The organism is Roseovarius sp. THAF27, from assembly GCF_009363655.1.
In the GTDB taxonomy this organism is placed as follows: domain Bacteria; phylum Pseudomonadota; class Alphaproteobacteria; order Rhodobacterales; family Rhodobacteraceae; genus Roseovarius.
This window is the reverse complement of sequence record NZ_CP045393.1, coordinates 3,248,859-3,265,351: the sequence shown is the minus strand read 5'-3', so window position 1 is coordinate 3,265,351 and position 16,493 is coordinate 3,248,859. Positions and strand designations below refer to the sequence as shown.

At 61.6% G+C, this 16,493-nt stretch carries 27 protein-coding genes; 23 read left to right on the top strand and 4 right to left on the bottom strand.

Annotated features, from left to right (window positions below; translation table 11 throughout):
* Positions 1-81 precede the first annotated feature (81 nt).
* The 5 genes from tuf (at position 82) to FIU89_RS16220 (ending at position 3,513) form a co-directional block, all read left to right on the top strand.
* Complete coding sequence (tuf, locus tag FIU89_RS16240) at positions 82-1,257, top strand: elongation factor Tu (RefSeq protein WP_152493560.1); 1,176 nt, start codon at positions 82-84, stop codon at positions 1,255-1,257.
* Positions 1,258-1,412: 155 nt separating this feature from the next.
* A complete protein-coding gene (gene rpsJ / locus FIU89_RS16235) occupies positions 1,413-1,727 on the top strand; it encodes a 30S ribosomal protein S10 (protein WP_103762134.1) in 315 nt (104 codons plus the stop codon).
* A 12-nt stretch (positions 1,728-1,739) separates the two neighbouring features.
* Positions 1,740-2,606 (top strand): 50S ribosomal protein L3, encoded by an 867-nt coding sequence (gene rplC, locus FIU89_RS16230; RefSeq protein WP_152493559.1) that lies wholly within the window; start codon positions 1,740-1,742, stop codon positions 2,604-2,606.
* Positions 2,603-3,220 (top strand): 50S ribosomal protein L4, encoded by a 618-nt coding sequence (gene rplD / locus FIU89_RS16225; RefSeq protein WP_103762136.1) that lies wholly within the window; start codon positions 2,603-2,605, stop codon positions 3,218-3,220. Before rplC ends, rplD begins: the two co-directional genes overlap by 4 nt.
* Positions 3,217-3,513: a 50S ribosomal protein L23 gene (locus FIU89_RS16220; RefSeq protein WP_103762137.1), complete on the top strand. Its 297-nt coding sequence runs from the start codon at positions 3,217-3,219 to the stop codon at positions 3,511-3,513. The genes rplD and FIU89_RS16220 overlap by 4 nt, the downstream gene beginning before the upstream one ends.
* Before the next feature lie 65 nt (positions 3,514-3,578).
* On the opposite strand, the gene FIU89_RS16215 is transcribed toward FIU89_RS16220, so the two are convergent.
* The gene (locus FIU89_RS16215) at positions 3,579-4,694 is read right to left on the bottom strand and encodes a hypothetical protein (protein ID WP_152493558.1); all 1,116 of its coding nucleotides are present in this window, start codon (positions 4,692-4,694) and stop codon (positions 3,579-3,581) included.
* Positions 4,695-4,903: 209 nt separating this feature from the next.
* On the opposite strand from FIU89_RS16215, the gene FIU89_RS16210 reads away from it, so the two are divergent.
* The 6 genes from FIU89_RS16210 (at position 4,904) to rplP (ending at position 8,086) form a co-directional block, all read left to right on the top strand.
* Positions 4,904-5,110, top strand: a complete 207-nt coding sequence (locus FIU89_RS16210) for a cold-shock protein (RefSeq protein ID WP_057794967.1) — start codon at positions 4,904-4,906, stop codon at positions 5,108-5,110.
* A 330-nt stretch (positions 5,111-5,440) separates the two neighbouring features.
* Positions 5,441-6,283 carry a 50S ribosomal protein L2 gene (gene rplB, locus FIU89_RS16205; RefSeq protein ID WP_152493557.1) on the top strand — a complete coding sequence of 281 codons (843 nt, stop codon included), beginning with the start codon at positions 5,441-5,443 and terminating at the stop codon, positions 6,281-6,283.
* Positions 6,284-6,286: 3 nt separating this feature from the next.
* Positions 6,287-6,565 carry a 30S ribosomal protein S19 gene (gene rpsS / locus FIU89_RS16200; protein WP_057794973.1) on the top strand — a complete coding sequence of 93 codons (279 nt, stop codon included), beginning with the start codon at positions 6,287-6,289 and terminating at the stop codon, positions 6,563-6,565.
* A gap of 3 nt (positions 6,566-6,568) precedes the next feature.
* Positions 6,569-6,949 carry a 50S ribosomal protein L22 gene (gene rplV / locus FIU89_RS16195; protein WP_152493556.1) on the top strand — a complete coding sequence of 127 codons (381 nt, stop codon included), beginning with the start codon at positions 6,569-6,571 and terminating at the stop codon, positions 6,947-6,949.
* Complete coding sequence (gene rpsC, locus FIU89_RS16190; protein ID WP_103762140.1) at positions 6,949-7,659, top strand: 30S ribosomal protein S3; 711 nt, start codon at positions 6,949-6,951, stop codon at positions 7,657-7,659. The genes rplV and rpsC overlap by 1 nt, the downstream gene beginning before the upstream one ends.
* Before the next feature lie 13 nt (positions 7,660-7,672).
* Positions 7,673-8,086 carry a 50S ribosomal protein L16 gene (rplP, locus tag FIU89_RS16185; RefSeq protein WP_103762141.1) on the top strand — a complete coding sequence of 138 codons (414 nt, stop codon included), beginning with the start codon at positions 7,673-7,675 and terminating at the stop codon, positions 8,084-8,086.
* A 150-nt stretch (positions 8,087-8,236) separates the two neighbouring features.
* Here rplP and FIU89_RS16180 read toward each other — a convergent pair whose 3' ends face one another.
* Positions 8,237-8,944, bottom strand: a complete 708-nt coding sequence (locus tag FIU89_RS16180; RefSeq protein WP_152493555.1) for a hypothetical protein — start codon at positions 8,942-8,944, stop codon at positions 8,237-8,239.
* Positions 8,945-9,032: 88 nt separating this feature from the next.
* On the opposite strand from FIU89_RS16180, the gene FIU89_RS16175 reads away from it, so the two are divergent.
* Positions 9,033-9,653, top strand: a complete 621-nt coding sequence (locus FIU89_RS16175; protein WP_152493554.1) for a 2OG-Fe(II) oxygenase family protein — start codon at positions 9,033-9,035, stop codon at positions 9,651-9,653.
* Between the two features lie 4 nt (positions 9,654-9,657).
* On the opposite strand, the gene FIU89_RS16170 is transcribed toward FIU89_RS16175, so the two are convergent.
* Positions 9,658-10,638, bottom strand: coding sequence for a calcium-binding protein (locus FIU89_RS16170; RefSeq protein WP_152493553.1), 981 nt, complete (start codon positions 10,636-10,638; stop codon positions 9,658-9,660).
* A 140-nt stretch (positions 10,639-10,778) separates the two neighbouring features.
* On the bottom strand, positions 10,779-11,219 hold the full coding sequence (locus tag FIU89_RS16165) for a GFA family protein (RefSeq protein WP_152493552.1): 441 nt from the start codon (positions 11,217-11,219) through the stop codon (positions 10,779-10,781).
* Positions 11,220-11,452: 233 nt separating this feature from the next.
* Between FIU89_RS16165 and FIU89_RS16160 the strand changes: the two genes are divergently transcribed.
* From FIU89_RS16160 to rpsE, 11 genes are all read left to right on the top strand, one after another.
* Positions 11,453-12,160, top strand: a complete 708-nt coding sequence (locus FIU89_RS16160) for a hypothetical protein (protein ID WP_152493551.1) — start codon at positions 11,453-11,455, stop codon at positions 12,158-12,160.
* Positions 12,161-12,346: 186 nt separating this feature from the next.
* Positions 12,347-12,547 carry a 50S ribosomal protein L29 gene (rpmC, locus tag FIU89_RS16155; RefSeq protein ID WP_152493550.1) on the top strand — a complete coding sequence of 67 codons (201 nt, stop codon included), beginning with the start codon at positions 12,347-12,349 and terminating at the stop codon, positions 12,545-12,547.
* 12 nt (positions 12,548-12,559) lie between these two features.
* Positions 12,560-12,790 (top strand): 30S ribosomal protein S17, encoded by a 231-nt coding sequence (gene rpsQ / locus FIU89_RS16150; RefSeq protein ID WP_152493549.1) that lies wholly within the window; start codon positions 12,560-12,562, stop codon positions 12,788-12,790.
* 80 nt (positions 12,791-12,870) lie between these two features.
* Positions 12,871-13,239 carry a 50S ribosomal protein L14 gene (gene rplN, locus FIU89_RS16145; RefSeq protein WP_103762146.1) on the top strand — a complete coding sequence of 123 codons (369 nt, stop codon included), beginning with the start codon at positions 12,871-12,873 and terminating at the stop codon, positions 13,237-13,239.
* Position 13,240: 1 nt separating this feature from the next.
* Entirely contained in the window at positions 13,241-13,552 is a 312-nt protein-coding gene (gene rplX, locus FIU89_RS16140; protein WP_057794992.1) for a 50S ribosomal protein L24, read from the top strand.
* The gene (rplE, locus tag FIU89_RS16135; protein WP_152493548.1) at positions 13,545-14,108 is read left to right on the top strand and encodes a 50S ribosomal protein L5; all 564 of its coding nucleotides are present in this window, start codon (positions 13,545-13,547) and stop codon (positions 14,106-14,108) included. Before rplX ends, rplE begins: the two co-directional genes overlap by 8 nt.
* Before the next feature lie 18 nt (positions 14,109-14,126).
* Entirely contained in the window at positions 14,127-14,432 is a 306-nt protein-coding gene (gene rpsN, locus FIU89_RS16130; RefSeq protein WP_152493547.1) for a 30S ribosomal protein S14, read from the top strand.
* Between the two features lie 13 nt (positions 14,433-14,445).
* Positions 14,446-14,838, top strand: coding sequence for a 30S ribosomal protein S8 (rpsH, locus tag FIU89_RS16125; protein WP_152493546.1), 393 nt, complete (start codon positions 14,446-14,448; stop codon positions 14,836-14,838).
* Positions 14,839-14,851: 13 nt separating this feature from the next.
* Complete coding sequence (gene rplF / locus FIU89_RS16120) at positions 14,852-15,385, top strand: 50S ribosomal protein L6 (protein ID WP_152493545.1); 534 nt, start codon at positions 14,852-14,854, stop codon at positions 15,383-15,385.
* Positions 15,386-15,397: 12 nt separating this feature from the next.
* Positions 15,398-15,757: a 50S ribosomal protein L18 gene (gene rplR / locus FIU89_RS16115; RefSeq protein ID WP_057795005.1), complete on the top strand. Its 360-nt coding sequence runs from the start codon at positions 15,398-15,400 to the stop codon at positions 15,755-15,757.
* Between the two features lie 157 nt (positions 15,758-15,914).
* Positions 15,915-16,490, top strand: a complete 576-nt coding sequence (rpsE, locus tag FIU89_RS16110; protein ID WP_057795007.1) for a 30S ribosomal protein S5 — start codon at positions 15,915-15,917, stop codon at positions 16,488-16,490.
* Positions 16,491-16,493: the final 3 nt, after the last annotated feature.

Here is a 16,493-nt window from a genome sequence, read left to right as displayed (position 1 = left end):
GCGGGGTGAACCCCGCCCTACCCACCACCGTAGGGTGGGGTTTCACCCCACCATCCGACAAGAAAAAGAGGAGCCAAACCCATGGCAAAGGAAAAGTTTGACCGTTCGAAACCGCACGTGAACATCGGGACCGTTGGTCACGTTGACCACGGCAAGACGACGCTGACGGCGGCGATCACGAAGTATTTCGGTGACTTCCGCGCGTATGACCAGATCGACGGCGCACCGGAAGAGAAAGCGCGCGGGATCACGATCTCGACCGCGCACGTGGAATACGAGACCGAGAACCGTCACTACGCCCACGTCGACTGCCCCGGCCACGCCGACTACGTGAAGAACATGATCACGGGTGCGGCGCAGATGGACGGCGCGATCCTGGTGGTGAACGCGGCCGACGGCCCGATGCCGCAGACCCGCGAGCACATCCTGCTGGCGCGCCAGGTGGGCGTGCCCGCGCTGGTGGTGTTCCTCAACAAGGTCGATCAGGTCGACGACGAGGAACTGCTGGAACTGGTGGAGATGGAAGTGCGCGAGCTGCTGAGCTCGTACGAGTTCCCCGGCGACGACATTCCGATCGTCGCGGGCTCGGCGCTGGCGGCGATGGAAGGGCGTGACCCGGAGATCGGCGAGAACAAGATCCGCGAGCTGATGGCGGCGGTGGACGACTACATCCCGACGCCGGAGCGCGCTGTGGACCAGCCGTTCCTGATGCCGGTCGAGGACGTGTTCTCGATCTCGGGCCGCGGCACGGTTGCCACCGGCCGGATCGAGCGTGGCCAGATCAAGGTCGGCGAAGAGATGGAGATCGTGGGCCTGAACAAGAACAAGAAGACGACCTGCACGGGCGTCGAGATGTTCCGCAAGCTTCTGGATCAGGGCGAGGCCGGCGACAACGTGGGTCTGCTGCTGCGCGGGATCGAGCGTGACGGTGTGGAGCGCGGCCAGGTGCTGTGCAAGCCGGGGTCTGTGAACCCGCACACCAAGTTCGAGGCCGAGGCGTATATCCTGACCAAGGAAGAGGGTGGCCGTCACACGCCGTTCTTCGCCAACTACCGTCCGCAGTTCTACTTCCGCACGACGGACGTGACGGGCACGGTGACGCTTCCCTCGGGCACCGAGATGGTGATGCCGGGCGACAACCTGAAGTTCGAGGTCGAGCTGATCGCGCCGATCGCGATGGAAGACGGCCTGCGCTTTGCCATCCGCGAAGGCGGCCGCACCGTCGGCGCCGGCGTTGTGTCCAAAATCCTCGAGTGATCTGACGCGGCGCGTCATCCCGGGCCGCGGTCCGGGGTGATCCAGAATTTCCGGGTGCTGACTGCGGTCGGCACCCGGCCCCACTTTGGGCGCGATGAAGGGCGGCAATTCCGCTTCTCTTCCTCTCCGCTGGAACCCTGTTAGGGATAATAAAAATGGCCGTAGCTAGCCAAAACATCCGTATCCGCCTGAAGGCGTTCGACTACCGCGTGCTGGACGCCAGCACGCAGGAGATCGTGAACACCGCCAAGCGGACCGGCGCAGACGTGCGCGGGCCCATCCCGCTGCCGAACAAGATCGAGAAGTTCACCGTTCTGCGTGGCCCCCACGTGAACAAGAAATCGCGCGATCAGTTCGAGATCCGGACGCACAAGCGTCTCTTGGACATCGTTGATCCCACGCCCCAGACCGTCGACGCGCTGATGAAGCTCGACCTGGCTGCCGGCGTGGACGTGCAGATCTCGGTTTAAGGAGGGCAGGATATGTTGCGCTCTGGTGTAATCGCAAAGAAAGTCGGCATGACCCGGCTTTTCATGGAAGACGGCAAGCAGATCCCTGTGACCGTTCTTCAACTGGACAAACTGCAGGTCGTCGCCCAACGCACGCCCGAAGAGCACGGCTATGCCGCTGTTCAGCTGGGCGCAGGGACCGCCAAGGCGAAACGCACGTCGAAAGCCATGCGTGGCCATTTCGCCGTCGCCAAGGTGGAACCCAAGCGCAAGGTCGCGGAATTCCGCGTGGCGCCCGAGAACATGATCGACGTGGGCGAGGAAATCACCGCGAACCACTATTTCGAAGGTCAGTTCGTGGACGTTTCCGGCACCTCGATCGGTAAGGGCTTTGCCGGTGCGATGAAGCGGCACAACTTCGGCGGTCTGCGAGCCAGCCACGGTGTGTCGATCAGCCACCGCTCGCACGGCTCCACCGGCCAGTGTCAGGACCCCGGCAAGGTGTTCAAGGGCAAGAAGATGGCCGGTCACATGGGCGCCGCCCGCGTGACGACGCAGAACCTGCAAGTGGTGAAGACCGACGCCGACCGTGGCCTGATCATGGTCAAGGGCGCGGTTCCCGGCTCCAAGGGTGGCTGGGTGACGATCAAGGACGCGGTGAAGAAACCGTTCCCCGAGAGCGCCATCCTGCCCGCCGCTCTGAAGTCGGCCGCCGCCGAAGCGGAGAAAGCCGCGGAAGAAGCCGCAGCCGCCGCAGCCGCCGAGGCCGAGGCCGAGGCACAGCGTCTGGCCGAAGAGCAGGCCGCCCAGGAAGCCGCCGCGCTGAAAGAGGCCGAAGCCGATATCGAGGCTGACAAGTCCGATGATGCCGGCGAAGAGAAGAAGGACGGTGAGGAATGAAACTCGACGTGATCAAACTCGACGGCGGCAAGGCCGGTTCGGTCGAGCTCTCGGGCGAGATCTTCGATCTCGATCCGCGTGCCGACATCCTGCACCGTGTCGTCCGCTGGCAGCGCAACAAGGCGCAGCAGGGCACCCACAAGGTCAAGACCCGGTCCGAGACCAGCTACTCGACCAAGAAGATCTATCGCCAGAAGGGCACCGGCGGCGCACGCCACGGTGACCGCAACGCGCCGATCTTCCGCAAGGGTGGTATCTACAAGGGTCCGGTTCCGCGCAGCCACGCGCATGACCTGCCCAAGAAGGTGCGCCAGCTGGGCCTGAAGCACGCGCTGTCGGCCAAGGCCAAGGCGGGTGAGCTGGTGGTCATCGAGGCCGCGGAAGGTGCCGCCAAGACCAAGGAACTGGCCAAGCAGGTCAAGGACCTGGGCTGGAAGCGCGCGCTGATCATCGACGGCGCCGAGGTGAACGAGGGCTTTGCCCGCGCCGCGGCCAACATCGACGGTCTGGACGTGCTGCCCAGCATGGGCGCGAACGTATACGACATCCTCAAGCGCGACACGCTCGTGCTGACCAAGGCGGGTGTCGAAGCACTGGAGGCTCGGTTGAAATGAGCGCGAAAGCAGAACATTACGATGTGATCCGCAAGCCGGTGATCACCGAGAAGGCCACGATGGCGTCAGAAGCGAACGCCGTTGTCTTCGAGGTGGCCATGGACGCCGCGAAACCCCAGATCAAGGAGGCCGTCGAGGCGCTCTTTGGTGTGAAGGTGAAAGCGGTCAACACGTCCATCACCAAGGGCAAGCAAAAGCGGTTCCGTGGCATCATGGGCCGCCGCAAGGACGTCAAGAAAGCCTACGTGACGCTCGAAGAGGGCAACACGATTGACGTGACGACCGGCCTTTGAGCCATGGTGGGGTGAAACCCCACCCTACGAGATGAACGCCCCCGTCGAGAGATCGGCGGGGGCTTTTACCTAGGCCAAAAGCTACTTGGTCCCGCACCATGCAGTTTTCGACCATTTTTCGCATACAGCGCAGCGATGTCGCTTAAAGAGCCGACATCTAGAAAAAATGCCTCACCATTTCCCAAGACTTCTCGCCCGCTTGGGTCGACTGTTAGCCTCCACTCTCGCTGATAGGCGAAGCGCATTTCTTTAGTTGCTCGGACCGACAGATTTTTTTGCTCCGAGTATGTTGGATAATATGGATCCTGGTATTCAATTTGTTCCAGCGATTTATCACTAAGCGGAGCAATTTCGTTCAATTTTGGAACGCATCTGCGAACGAACTCGAGAACGTCAAAAATAACTAAAAATCCATCGTCGCCATGTGGACTTGGAAAATCACTCAACAGCCTAGGGTCAAGATCTGTGCTGAAAGACAGCAGCCAGTAATCAAAATCAAGATTTGTTTGAAGACATCTTCTGGTACGAGATTTAATGAAATCACCCAGTACATCAATCTTCTTTCCATTCTCCGCAGTTATCGAAACATATTCGCCCGGCACTTTTGAGCTGCGGCGCATTTCGTCGTCAGTTCTAGAAAGATCGTTTTGTATCAGTTGATACGAAGATGCCGGCGCAAGTCGTAGTCTTCCAAAATCGAGTGTGTCCTTTAGCCAAGGTAGCCGACTGATCCTTACCAGCCTTTTTTCACCACCTCTCAAAATACCATCGAATGCTTGGTCTGTGTCACAAACCTCGGGGAAATGATATGCTTCAGGCAGTTCTAAACTACGATGTCGAAATTCAGATATCGTCCAGTGTCTCAACCTGCACCAGTACGATGGGCTAAGCCAACCACGATCTGGATTGAGCATTAGTCTAGACTGTGGGGTGGGCTCCAAAAAGCAAATGTTTTTGTCTATGTCGCGGAGACGTTGACGAAGCTCGGAGTCTGTTAGGTTAACGAGCCGTCTGTATTGTACTTCTTCGACAAAGTCCCATAGTTCAATATCAAAATTTTTATGCTGGCTTAACCTATCGATGACCTGTTCGGCCTGCATTTGAAAGTCCGCTAAACGGAAAGTGCTACCAGCAAAAATGTTATTGATCAGATAGCTAACCTTTTGACTGATAGTTTTCAACTCTTGGCGATCTTATCGCCCGGATTGAGTGGCCGGGTGAGCGTGGAATGTGATTTTCATTGACGTGAATCACCTGAGCGCCCATATGGACGGTGCTACGTTACTACCTATCGACCCTTTCTCCTTTACGGCGACTGGCTTTCGATCTTGTCATGACGCCGCCAAGCTGCCGCATACTGCGGGCAGCAACATCTAAAGGAGACACGGAAATGGCCAACGGCACCGTGAAATGGTTCAACACCACCAAAGGCTACGGCTTTATCGCACCGGAATCGGGCGGCAAGGACGTCTTCGTTCACATCTCGGCCGTCGAGCGTTCGGGCCTGACTGGCCTGGCCGACGATCAGAAGGTCACCTATGACCTGGAATCTGGCCGTGACGGACGCGAAAGCGCCGTCAACATCGCGCTGGCATAAGGCGCTTGGCGGCAGCACCGCCGCCCTTTGAAAACCGTGAACCCCGGGCGCAGGCGTGGCCGGGGTTTTTCTTTGGGAGAAAGGCTTGACCCCAAGGGTGGTCTTTCGTAAACGACCCCATCCGCAAGGCCCCGGATTCGTCCGGGGCTTTGCCGTTGCGGCGCGGGCGCCGTCCCGGACCTGATCCGGGATCTCGTGGAAACGAGGCCCAGACCGTACCTGAACCGGGCACCCAAGGGGGCCTATAACCATGGTGGGTTCGAAACCCACCCTACATAGGTGGAGCTGGACATTCCGGTTTCGCCGTTTGCTAAACGGAAGACAGAAAGCATGGCACTCAAGTCGTACAAGCCGACGACGCCGGGCCAGCGCGGGCTGGTGCTGATCGACCGTTCGGAGCTGTGGAAAGGACGTCCCGTCAAAGCCCTCACCGAGGGTCTGACGAAATCGGGCGGCCGGAACAACACCGGGCGGATTACCTCGCGTCGTCGCGGGGGTGGCGCCAAACGCCTTTACCGGATCGTTGATTTCAAACGCAACAAGGTCGACGTGGCCGCAACCGTCGAGCGGATCGAATACGACCCGAACCGGACGGCCTTTATCGCGCTGATCAAATACGAAGATGGCGAGCAAGCCTACATCCTGGCGCCGCAGCGCCTGGCCGTGGGCGACAGCGTCATCGCCTCGCCCAAGGCCGACATCAAGCCCGGCAACGCGATGCCGTTCCAGGGCATGCCGATCGGCACGATCGTTCACAACATCGAGCTGAAGCCCGGCAAGGGCGGCCAGATCGCACGTGCCGCCGGCACCTATGCCCAGTTCGTGGGCCGCGATGGTGGCTATGCCCAGATCCGCCTGTCCTCGGGCGAGCTGCGCATGGTGCGTCAGGAGTGCATGGCGACCGTCGGTGCCGTCAGCAACCCCGACAACAGCAACCAGAACTACGGCAAGGCCGGCCGGATGCGTCACAAGGGCATTCGCCCGTCCGTCCGCGGCGTGGTCATGAACCCGATCGACCACCCCCACGGTGGTGGTGAAGGCCGGACCTCGGGTGGTCGTCACCCGGTGACGCCCTGGGGCAAGCCGACGAAGGGTGCGCGCACCCGTAACAAGAACAAGGCGTCGCAGAAGCTGATCATCCGCTCGCGTCACGCTAGGAAGAAGGGCCGTTAACACATGAGCCGCTCTGTATGGAAAGGCCCCTTCGTCGATGCCTACGTGCTGAAAAAAGCCGAAGCATCGCGCGAGTCGGGGCGCAACGAAGTCATCAAGATCTGGTCGCGCCGTTCGACGATCCTGCCCCAGTTCGTGGGCCTGACGTTTGGCGTGTACAATGGTCACAAGCATATCCCCGTCAACGTGTCGGAAGATATGATCGGTCAGAAATTCGGTGAATACGCGCCGACCCGTACCTATTACGGGCACGCCGCCGACAAAAAAGCGAAGCGGAAGTAAGTCATGGGCAAGGAAAAGAACCCCCGCCGCGTGGCTGACAACGAAGCGATGGCAAAACTGCGCATGCTTCGCACCAGCCCGCAGAAACTCAACCTGGTGGCCGCGTTGATCCGTGGCAAGAAGGTGGACAAGGCGCTGAACGATCTGACCTTCTCGAAGAAGCGGATCGCGCAGGACGTGAAGAAATGCCTTCAGTCCGCCGTGGCCAACGCCGAGAACAACCACAACCTCGATGTCGACGACCTGATCGTGGCCGAGGCCTATGTGGGCAAGAACCTCGTGATGAAACGCGGCCGTCCGCGCGCCCGTGGCCGGTTTGGCCGGATCATGAAGCCGTTCTCAGAAATCACCATCAAGGTGCGTGAAGTCGAGGAGCAAGCCTAATGGGTAACAAAGTCAATCCGATCGGCATGCGCCTGCAGGTGAACCGCACCTGGGACAGCCGCTGGTACGCCGACACCAAGGATTACGGTGATCTTCTGCTGGAAGACATCGCGATCCGTGATTTCATCAAGAAAGAGTGCAAGCAGGCCGGCATCAGCCGCGTGATCATCGAACGTCCGCACAAGAAGTGCCGCGTCACGGTGCACACCGCGCGCCCCGGCGTGATCATCGGCAAGAAAGGCGCCGATATCGAGACCCTGCGCAAGAAGCTGGCGGCGATGACCGACAGCGAACTGCACCTCAACATCGTCGAGGTCCGCAAGCCGGAACTGGACGCGGCCCTGGTGGGGGAAAGCATCGCCCAGCAGCTGGAGCGTCGTGTGTCGTTCCGCCGCGCGATGAAACGTGCCGTGCAGAACGCCATGCGCATGGGGGCCCTGGGTATCCGGGTCAACGTCGCGGGCCGCCTGGGCGGTGCCGAGATCGCACGGACCGAATGGTACCGCGAGGGCCGGGTTCCGCTGCACACGCTGCGTGCCGACATCGATTACGCCAATATCGAGGCCAGCACGCCCTACGGGATCATCGGCATCAAGGTCTGGATCTTCAAGGGCGAGATCATGGAACATGATCCGGCAGCCCGGGATCGCAAGGCGCAGGAACTTCAGGACGGCCCGGCACCTCGTGGTGCTGGTGGCGGCCGCCGCTGAGGAGGGATGAGAAATGCTTCAACCAAAGCGCACTAAATTCCGCAAGATGTTCAAAGGCCGGATCAAGGGCGAGGCCAAGGGCGGCTCTGATCTGAACTTTGGCACTTACGGCCTGAAAGCGACCACGCCCGAGCGCGTGACCGCCCGTCAGATCGAAGCGGCACGTCGTGCCATGACGCGTCACATGAAGCGTCAGGGCCGCGTCTGGATCCGGATTTTCCCGGACACGCCCGTAACCTCTAAGCCCGTCGAAGTTCGGATGGGTAAAGGTAAGGGCTCGGTCGATTTCTGGGCCTGCAAGGTCAAGCCCGGCCGCGTGATGTTCGAGATCGACGGCGTCGGCGAGGCGGTTGCCATGGAGGCCCTGCGCCTCGCGGCGATGAAACTGCCGGTCAAGACCCGCGTCGTCGTACGTGAGGATTGGTAACGTCATTCGCTCGCGAATGACGCCGGTGAAGAAAAAAGAACCCCCGTCGAGAATTCGGCGGGGGTTTTTCTTTGCTCCGGTGCGCGTGGGTTTTCACACACCCTACGGGAGGTCCCGGGGCAAGCCCGGGACGGGTGGAGCGATGCGATGTCAGCCGCCCAGGATGCCCCGCACCTGCCGCGCGTAGGCCTCATACGTCATCGTTGCCTTGTTGCCGGCGACCCCGTGGTAATAGCTGCGGCCCGAGGGGATCGGCAGGCCGGCCCAGATCCTGGCGAGGTTCAGCATGAATGTGTCCACGCTCATTTCGCCCGCCTTGACCTTCATCAGGCCTGCGTCGCCCAGCAACAGGTCGGCAAGTCGGTCCTGCACCGCGGGGCTGAACCGGGTGTTGGCGGGCAGGTCGAGGCGCGCGGCGGAGTGGCGCAGCGTGGGCGGGATGAACTGGTAGCGCCCGATGGCGTGGGGCTGGCCGGGGGTGGCCTCGATCCAATCGTAGATGTCCTGAAGGGTCATATCGGTGGGGCGGCGGGGTGGTTTCACCCGCGCGCCATGCTGGACGGCGTCATAGCCCGCGCGTCCGGCCTCGGCCCGGGCGATCAGGTCGCGCAGTCGGGCGGCCTTGGTGCCGCCGTGGCGCAGGGGCGCATCGAGGCGGCCGGGCAGGGCGGCGAATAGTCCGCCCTCGGCCCTGCCCACGAAGAGGCTGGCGGAGGATACGGCGTCACGGGGTCTCGACTGCATCGAGAAAAGCGGCTGACGCGCGGCGAAGAGGCTGCCGGTGGCCGGGTCCGCCGTAACGGGGCCGGCAAGGGCCAGGCCGACGCAGAGGCCGGACGCCGCGATGGTTCGGATCATGCTTGCCCCCTTCTGGTGCAGGGGCGTTATGCGGCACAGGCATGAAGAAATCCTTGCCTTCGGCCCATCGCGCGGTAAGACGCGGGGCATGGCTGATATCAAATCCCTCTTCGTGACCCGCCTTTACCGTGCTGCCCTGTCGGAGCATGGCCCCAAGATCGACTCTGACGAGATGGAGGCGTCCTGTTACGCCATCGCCGAGGATGACGAGGCGGGGCAGGAGTGGTGCGAGGAAAACGGGTATCCGGGCTATACCTCCTATGCCTCGCTGACCGACCTGCCGTGGCGGTTTCCGATATTCGCGGACCTCGTCAAATCGCTGGATGCGCATGTGGCGGCTTTTGCCGAAGACCTGGAGTTCGACCTGGACGGGCGGGAGCTGAAGCTGGAGGATATCTGGATCAACATCCTGCCCGAAGGCGGCACGCATTCATCGCATCTGCATCCGCATTCGGTGATTTCCGGCACGACCTACGTGGCGATGCCGGATGGCGCCAGCGCGCTGAAGCTGGAGGACCCGCGCTCGGCCCGGATGATGGCGGCGCCGGGGCGCAAGAAGGACGCGCGGGAAGAATTGCGGACCTTCATCTATGCCACGCCCGCGGTGGGCGACGTGCTGCTGTGGGAAAGCTGGCTGCGGCACGAGGTGCCGATGAACATGTCCGAGGACGAACGGATCAGCGTAAGCTTCAACTACGCCTGGGGCTGAGCGGTCAGACCACCGGTTCGGGGGGCAGCAGCACCGTTACGTATGACAAAACGTCGGTGCCGACGGCGGCGGGTCCGAGGGCGATGCTGCGCTCGAAATCCTCTCCGTCCTTGTTCAGCAGGATCTTGAGTTGCGTTTCGCTGCTGTCGGGGGCGTCTTCGGTCTCGACGCCGCGGATGACCGTGCCGGGGTCGATATCCGTCAGGTCCAGGACCAGTTCGTCCTCGGCGGGATCGAAGTCGTCCATGCGGACGACTTCGTCCGTATCCTCGAAGGGAGCGCCGCCGAAGCCCGGCGACTCGCCGGTCGGCCCGTTGAAGTCGAGCGTGAAGGAATCCGCGCCGTCGCCGCCTCTCAGGAACGCGCCGCCGCCTTCGCTGTAATACTCGATGTCGCTGATGTGGGTGATCGTATCGTTGCCATCTCCGCCCTCAACGATACTGGTATTGTCCACCGGGCTGCGCTGCACCGTGATGTCGTCATCGCCAGCGCCACCGATGAGGTTATAGCTGTTCACGCCGCTCAACACGTCGTCACCGGCGCCGCCCAGAATGTAGCCGTATTCGCCTTCGTGGTTGATGGTGTCGTTACCGTCCTCGCCCTGGATCAGCAGGCCATCCTGATCCAGCTGGGCAAGGTCGTCGCCGTCACCGGCCATAACCTGCAGCACGCCCGTGCCGGTTTCCGCGGCCGCATCGACATGCACATCTTTGATCGTGTCGTCGCCTTCGGTGCCGATCAGGTTTATGAAGGGCCGCAAGTCACCGCGTGGTTCTTCCTCGACGGTGAAGCCGGCTTCGGTCAGGATATCCTCGGGCTGGTCGCCCGGATCCGGCGTGCCCGGGTCTTCTTCTTCCGGGTCGGCGATGTCGGGCGTGTCCTCTTCGGTCGCTGTGCCGGAGTCACTGTCGTCGTCGACGAATTCATCGATCAGGAAGGCGGTCGCGCCAATACCCAGGAGTGAAAGAAGTGCTATGGTCAACATTGAAGCGCGCCCCCCGGCAACTCAACTATACGCCTATTGGATAGCAGGTTCTTCCCTGCGGGCAAAAGAAATGCGGGAAATTGACTGTTTCATCATGACCCATGCTGTGCCCCGCCGGTTTTTCCGACGGGGCCAGAGTGTCAGGCGGCAGGCTGGGGCCAGCTGAAGTCGGGGCGCAGGCCCTCATACACCGGGCGACCGTCATCGGGCTTGGCGTAACCTTTGCTTTCGTCCCAGAACGCGTGATACGTCGCATCGGGGAACGCGGCGTCGTCATAGCCCATGACGTTGGGCACGGCCACGCGGATACGTTTCTGCTTGTCGTCCAGCATCAGCGCGGCGCCGCAATCGGCGCAGGTGCAGAGCTCGAGCGGGCCGTCGGGATTGTCGGCATTGAAGGGCTGGCGGTTCATCGATCCGCCCTCGGCCTTGAGGTCGTCATGGTTGAAGAAGGCCACGTGGGTCGTGTGCTGGCCGGTGACGTTCTTGCAGACGTTGCAGTGGCACTCGTGATTGTCGATGGGTTCGGCGCTGGCGGTCACCTTGACGTGATCGCAGCCTCCGGAATACGGGCTGGACATGGGGTTCTCCTCCTCTTTCGTCGGGTGCTGATTGAGCGCACCCGATGCTTATCTGACGCGGGCGGAGCGGGGTCTGGCAAGATAGACCTTGGTGTTGCGGTGCCTTGTGTAGGGGGTGTTATGGTGTCACTTTCATGCCGGTCGGAAACGCTTGGTAAAGGGACACGTGCAATGCTGGATGATCATTACGTCGGCCCGGCGCGGGCGGGGTCGACCGCGCGGTGGCGGCGCCCATGAGCTGGGAAGAAAACAAGGACGTTCTTGCCGCGCAAAACGACTGGATCAATGCACAACTGAAGGCATGGCAGGTCGCATGGCATGACGCTTTCGATCGGGACGCCGCGCTGCTGGCGACCAGGGAGTTCGACCGGGACGATGTGTTGCCCGAAGACCTGTGTGCGGACGTTCGCCTGACCTTCGGTTTCTCGCAAGCGTCGGTCGAAACGCGAGCGCGCTGTTTTGCCCTGCTGCCCGAGGGGGCCGAGATGCACCGCCGGTTCGAGCATTACATGAGCGGCGCGCGTGAAACATTGGACGAGCCGGCCGCGCGGGACCTTCTGGTCGAGCTTGGCCGTGCCGCCGAGGCCTGCGAGCCGAACGAGGTGGTGAACTGGGGCGAGGTCGTGGTTATGGATCTCTCGGAGTTTCAGGCGAGCGATACATGGCGCAAGACGTCCAATATTGGGTGGCTCTTTGAGCGGTCGCTGTTCGATCCGCTTTCCGATGAGATGCTGCCGCGCGTGGCCGCGGAACTGTTCCTGGGCGAGCCGCTTTACGCTAGCTGTGGGAACCAGTTCGAGCTGCGTGACTGGGTGACCGGCGCGATGTTCCGGCCCGAACTGGACCGGGTGCGGACATTGTGCTTTCGCCTGTGGGACGGCGGCTGGCAGCCGCTTTTGTTCGGGGACGGCGTCATGTTGGTGCGCGATGACAGGCGTTGAGATCGGCTAACGCAATTTCCCCAAACTTTCCCTTGCCCTGAACCCGCACCTCCCTTATACGGCCCCAATCCAAGGGGTCCCCGCGTTTCGCGGGGATTCGTTTTTGAAATTCATCCACCGGGGAAACCGTGTGACCCTGAGCCATCGAGCAGGGGCCGGCCGGTGTTTTGAGAAGGGACGATGGCCATGAACGCCACCGAATTGCGTGACAAGACGCCGGACCAGCTTCGCGAGGAGCTGTCCAACCTGAAGAAAGAGCAGTTCAACCTGCGCTTTCAGGCAGCGACCGGGTCGCTGGAAAACCCTGCGCGGATCCGTTCGGTCCGTCGCGATGTGGCGCGGATCAAGACCGTGCTGAACGAAAAAGCCGCCTCGGCTGCTGAATAAGGAGAGCCTCGAATGCCCAAGCGTATCCTGCAAGGCGTCGTGACCTCCGACGCAAACGCCCAGACCGTCACCGTTTCGGTCGAGCGTCGCTTCAAGCACCCGGTGCTGCAGAAGACCATTCGTAAGTCCAAGAAGTACCGGGCTCACGATGAAAAGAACGCTTTCAAGGTCGGCGACCAAGTTCGCATCATCGAATGCGCGCCGAAATCGAAAACGAAACGCTGGGAGGTTCTTGAGGCCTAGGCCAAAGAACCTTTCGGTTTGATCGAAACCATGGGGCCAACACGCCGGAAAGGCTGACCCCTTAGGTCGGGAGAAACCTAATGATCCAGATGCAGACCAATCTGGATGTTGCTGACAACTCCGGCGCACGCCGGGTGCAGTGCATCAAGGTCCTGGGTGGTTCCAAGCGCAAATATGCGTCCGTGGGCGACATCATCGTCGTCTCGGTCAAGGAAGCCATCCCGCGCGGCCGCGTGAAGAAAGGTGACGTCCGCAAGGCCGTCGTCGTGCGCACCGCCAAAGAGATCCGCCGTGAAGACGGCACCGCCATCCGCTTTGACCGCAACGCTGCCGTGATCCTGAACAACGCAGGTGAGCCGGTGGGCACGCGTATCTTCGGGCCGGTGGTTCGTGAACTTCGCGCGAAGAACTTCATGAAGATCATCTCGCTCGCCCCGGAGGTGCTGTGACATGGCTGCCAAACTGAAAAAAGGCGACAAGGTCGTCGTCCTGTCCGGCAAGGACAAGGGCAAGGAAGGCACGATCACGTCTGTCGATCCCAAGGCCGGCAAGGCCGTGGTCGACGGTGTGAACATGGCCATCCGCCACACCCGCCAAAGCCAGCAAAGCCAGGGCGGACGTCTGCCCAAGGCGCTGCCGATCGACATCAGCAACCTGGCCTTTGTCGACGCCAACGGCAAACCCACCCGCGTCGGCTTCAAGATGGAAGGCGACAAGAAGGTGCGTTACGCCAAGACCACGGGGGACGTGATCGATGCTTGATACTGAAAATTACACCCCGCGTCTGCGCCAACAGTTCCGCGACACGATCAAGGCGGCGCTGAAGGAAGAGTTCGGCTATACCAACGACATGCAGATCCCGCGCCTGGACAAGATCGTACTGAACATCGGCTGCGGTGCCGAGGCGGTGAAGGATTCCAAGAAGGCCAAGTCGGCCCAGGAAGACCTGTCCACCATCGCCGGCCAGCATGCCGTGATCACGTCGGCCAAGAACTCGATCGCCGGCTTCCGTGTTCGTGAAGGCATGCCGCTGGGCGCCAAGGTGACCCTGCGTGGCAACCGCATGTACGAATTCCTCGACCGTCTGATCACCGTGGCCATGCCGCGGATCCGCGACTTCCGCGGTGTGTCGGGCAAGTCGTTCGATGGCCGCGGCAACTATGCCATGGGCATCAAGGAGCACATCGTTTTCCCAGAAATCAACTTCGACAAGGTCGACGAAGTCTGGGGGATCGACGTCATCATCGCAACCACGGCGCCGACCGACGCTGAAGCCAAGGCGCTGTTGAAGCATTTCAACATGCCTTTCACCAGCTAATCGCGAGGAATTTGAAACATGGCTAAGAAAGCAATGATCGAACGCGAGAAGAAGCGTCAGCGCCTGGTGAAGCAATACGCTGCCAAGCGGGCGTCTTTGAAAGCGATCATCAACGACCAGGAAAAGCCGATGGAAGAACGCTTCCGGGCCTCCCTGAAACTGGCGCAACTGCCGCGCAACAGCTCGGCCACCCGCCTTCATAACCGCTGCCAGCTGACCGGCCGGCCGCATGCCTATTACCGCAAGCTGAAGATCAGCCGGATCGCCCTGCGCGACCTTGGTTCGAGCGGTCAGCTGCCCGGTATGGTCAAGTCGAGCTGGTAAGGAGGGATATGAGATGAACGATCCTATCGGCGATATGCTCACCCGCCTGCGCAACGCGGGCATGCGTGGCAAGTCCACCGTCATGGTCCCCGCCTCCAAGATGCGCGTGCGCGTTCTGGAAGTGCTGGCCGACGAAGGCTACATCCGCGGGTTTGAGGACACCAAGGACGAGCGTGGCCATCCGGCCATCGAAGTGAGCCTGAAGTATTTCGAAGGCGCCCCCGTGATCCGCGAGATGAAGCGGGTCTCCAAGCCCGGCCGCCGGGTTTACATGGGCGTCGATGACATCCCCAGCGTCCGTCAGGGCTTGGGCGTGTCGATTGTCTCCACCTCCAAGGGTGTGATGTCGGACGCGAACGCGCGCAGCCAGAACGTTGGCGGCGAAGTGCTTTGCACGGTATTCTAAGGAGGCCCCTGTAATGTCTCGTATCGGTAAACAACCCGTGGCCCTGCCCGATGGCGTCACCGCCAGCGTGTCGGGCCAGACCATCGAGGTCAAAGGCCCCAAGGCGACCAAGAGCTTCACCGCGACCGACGATGTGTCGATCGAAGTGGGCGACGGCGCCATCACCGTGACGCCGCGCGGCAAGTCCAAGCGCGCGCGTCAGCAGTGGGGCATGACCCGCACCATCGTCGCGAACCTCGTGCACGGCTCGCGCGAGCCCTTCAAGCAAGAGCTCGAGATCCGCGGCGTGGGCTATCGTGCCCAGGTGCAGGGCAACATCCTGAAGCTGAACCTGGGCCTGAGCCACGACGTGGATTTTCAGGTTCCGGAAGGTGTGACTGTCACGGCGCCCAAGCCCACGGAACTGATCGTGGAAGGCCATGACAAGCAGCTCGTCGGACAGGTCGCGGCCAATATCCGCGACTGGCGGCGCCCTGAGCCCTACAAGGGCAAGGGCATCCGTTACAAGGACGAGTACATCTTCCAGAAGGAAGGCAAGAAGAAGTAAGGACGCGAGAAAATGGCAAACAGCAAGAGACAACTGTTCCAGAAACGCCGTATGCGCGTCCGGAGCAAACTTCGCAAGGTCAATGCCGGCCGTCCCCGTCTTTCGGTGCACCGTTCGTCCAAGAACATGAGCGTGCAGCTGATCGACGACGTGAACGGCACGACACTGGCCTCGGCCTCGACCCTGGAAAAGGATCTGGGCTTTGTCGGCAAGAACACGTTGGAAGCGGCGGCCAAGATCGGCGCGACCATCGCGGAACGCGCCAAGAAGGCAGGCGTGACCGAGGCGCAGTTCGACCGTGGTGGCTTCCTCTACCACGGCCGGATCAAGGCGCTGGCCGATGCCGCCCGCGAGGGTGGCCTGAAGATCTAGGTGGGATGAAATCCCACCCTGCGCGTCCTGCGTAGGGTGGGGCTTCGACCCACCCTGACGTTGCAGGCGGGTGATCCGCCTCGATGATCCGGACGCCGGTTGGCGGACTTGGATTGGGAAAATCAAAGGGCAGATGCCCGCAGAAAGGACGCCGCGTATGGCAAGAGATGACAACCGCCGTGGGGGTCGCGACCGCGACGAAACCCCGGAATTCGCCGATCGCCTGGTTGCGATCAACCGTGTTTCGAAAACCGTGAAGGGTGGTAAGCGCTTCGGCTTTGCCGCGCTGGTCGTCGTGGGCGACCAGAAGGGCCGTGTCGGGTTCGGCAAGGGCAAGGCCAAGGAGGTCCCCGAGGCCATCCGCAAGGCCACTGAGCAGGCCAAGCGCCAGATGATCCGCGTGCCGCTGCGCGAAGGCCGCACGCTGCACCACGACATGGAAGGCCGCTGGGGCGCCGGCAAGGTCGTCATGCGTACCGCGCCCACCGGTACCGGTATCATCGCCGGTGGTCCGATGCGGGCCGTGTTCGAGATGCTGGGCGTGCAGGACGTTGTTGCGAAGTCCACGGGCTCGCAGAACCCCTACAACATGATCCGCGCCACCCTGAACGGCCTGCAAAAGGAAAGCAGCCCGCGCATGGTCGCGCAGCGTCGCGGCAAGAAGGTCGCCGACATCCTGCCCAAGCGTGACGAGGCCCCGGCCGAGTCGTCCCACGTCGCAGAGGAGGCGTAAACC

What these genes read in the sequence shown, in the direction of transcription:
- tuf (WP_152493560.1), top strand. Translation starts at nt 82, where the DNA reads ATGGCAAAGGAAAAGTTTGACCGTTCGAAACCGCACGTGAACATCGGG.
- rpsJ (WP_103762134.1), top strand. Translation starts at nt 1,413, where the DNA reads ATGGCCGTAGCTAGCCAAAACATCCGTATCCGCCTGAAGGCGTTCGAC.
- rplC (WP_152493559.1), top strand. Translation starts at nt 1,740, where the DNA reads ATGTTGCGCTCTGGTGTAATCGCAAAGAAAGTCGGCATGACCCGGCTT.
- rplD (WP_103762136.1), top strand. Translation starts at nt 2,603, where the DNA reads ATGAAACTCGACGTGATCAAACTCGACGGCGGCAAGGCCGGTTCGGTC.
- FIU89_RS16220 (WP_103762137.1), top strand. Translation starts at nt 3,217, where the DNA reads ATGAGCGCGAAAGCAGAACATTACGATGTGATCCGCAAGCCGGTGATC.
- FIU89_RS16210 (WP_057794967.1), top strand. Translation starts at nt 4,904, where the DNA reads ATGGCCAACGGCACCGTGAAATGGTTCAACACCACCAAAGGCTACGGC.
- rplB (WP_152493557.1), top strand. Translation starts at nt 5,441, where the DNA reads ATGGCACTCAAGTCGTACAAGCCGACGACGCCGGGCCAGCGCGGGCTG.
- rpsS (WP_057794973.1), top strand. Translation starts at nt 6,287, where the DNA reads ATGAGCCGCTCTGTATGGAAAGGCCCCTTCGTCGATGCCTACGTGCTG.
- rplV (WP_152493556.1), top strand. Translation starts at nt 6,569, where the DNA reads ATGGGCAAGGAAAAGAACCCCCGCCGCGTGGCTGACAACGAAGCGATG.
- rpsC (WP_103762140.1), top strand. Translation starts at nt 6,949, where the DNA reads ATGGGTAACAAAGTCAATCCGATCGGCATGCGCCTGCAGGTGAACCGC.
- rplP (WP_103762141.1), top strand. Translation starts at nt 7,673, where the DNA reads ATGCTTCAACCAAAGCGCACTAAATTCCGCAAGATGTTCAAAGGCCGG.
- FIU89_RS16180 (WP_152493555.1), bottom strand. Translation starts at nt 8,944, where the DNA reads ATGATCCGAACCATCGCGGCGTCCGGCCTCTGCGTCGGCCTGGCCCTT.
- FIU89_RS16175 (WP_152493554.1), top strand. Translation starts at nt 9,033, where the DNA reads ATGGCTGATATCAAATCCCTCTTCGTGACCCGCCTTTACCGTGCTGCC.
- FIU89_RS16170 (WP_152493553.1), bottom strand. Translation starts at nt 10,638, where the DNA reads ATGTTGACCATAGCACTTCTTTCACTCCTGGGTATTGGCGCGACCGCC.
- FIU89_RS16165 (WP_152493552.1), bottom strand. Translation starts at nt 11,219, where the DNA reads ATGTCCAGCCCGTATTCCGGAGGCTGCGATCACGTCAAGGTGACCGCC.
- FIU89_RS16160 (WP_152493551.1), top strand. Translation starts at nt 11,453, where the DNA reads ATGAGCTGGGAAGAAAACAAGGACGTTCTTGCCGCGCAAAACGACTGG.
- rpmC (WP_152493550.1), top strand. Translation starts at nt 12,347, where the DNA reads ATGAACGCCACCGAATTGCGTGACAAGACGCCGGACCAGCTTCGCGAG.
- rpsQ (WP_152493549.1), top strand. Translation starts at nt 12,560, where the DNA reads ATGCCCAAGCGTATCCTGCAAGGCGTCGTGACCTCCGACGCAAACGCC.
- rplN (WP_103762146.1), top strand. Translation starts at nt 12,871, where the DNA reads ATGATCCAGATGCAGACCAATCTGGATGTTGCTGACAACTCCGGCGCA.
- rplX (WP_057794992.1), top strand. Translation starts at nt 13,241, where the DNA reads ATGGCTGCCAAACTGAAAAAAGGCGACAAGGTCGTCGTCCTGTCCGGC.
- rplE (WP_152493548.1), top strand. Translation starts at nt 13,545, where the DNA reads ATGCTTGATACTGAAAATTACACCCCGCGTCTGCGCCAACAGTTCCGC.
- rpsN (WP_152493547.1), top strand. Translation starts at nt 14,127, where the DNA reads ATGGCTAAGAAAGCAATGATCGAACGCGAGAAGAAGCGTCAGCGCCTG.
- rpsH (WP_152493546.1), top strand. Translation starts at nt 14,446, where the DNA reads ATGAACGATCCTATCGGCGATATGCTCACCCGCCTGCGCAACGCGGGC.
- rplF (WP_152493545.1), top strand. Translation starts at nt 14,852, where the DNA reads ATGTCTCGTATCGGTAAACAACCCGTGGCCCTGCCCGATGGCGTCACC.
- rplR (WP_057795005.1), top strand. Translation starts at nt 15,398, where the DNA reads ATGGCAAACAGCAAGAGACAACTGTTCCAGAAACGCCGTATGCGCGTC.
- rpsE (WP_057795007.1), top strand. Translation starts at nt 15,915, where the DNA reads ATGGCAAGAGATGACAACCGCCGTGGGGGTCGCGACCGCGACGAAACC.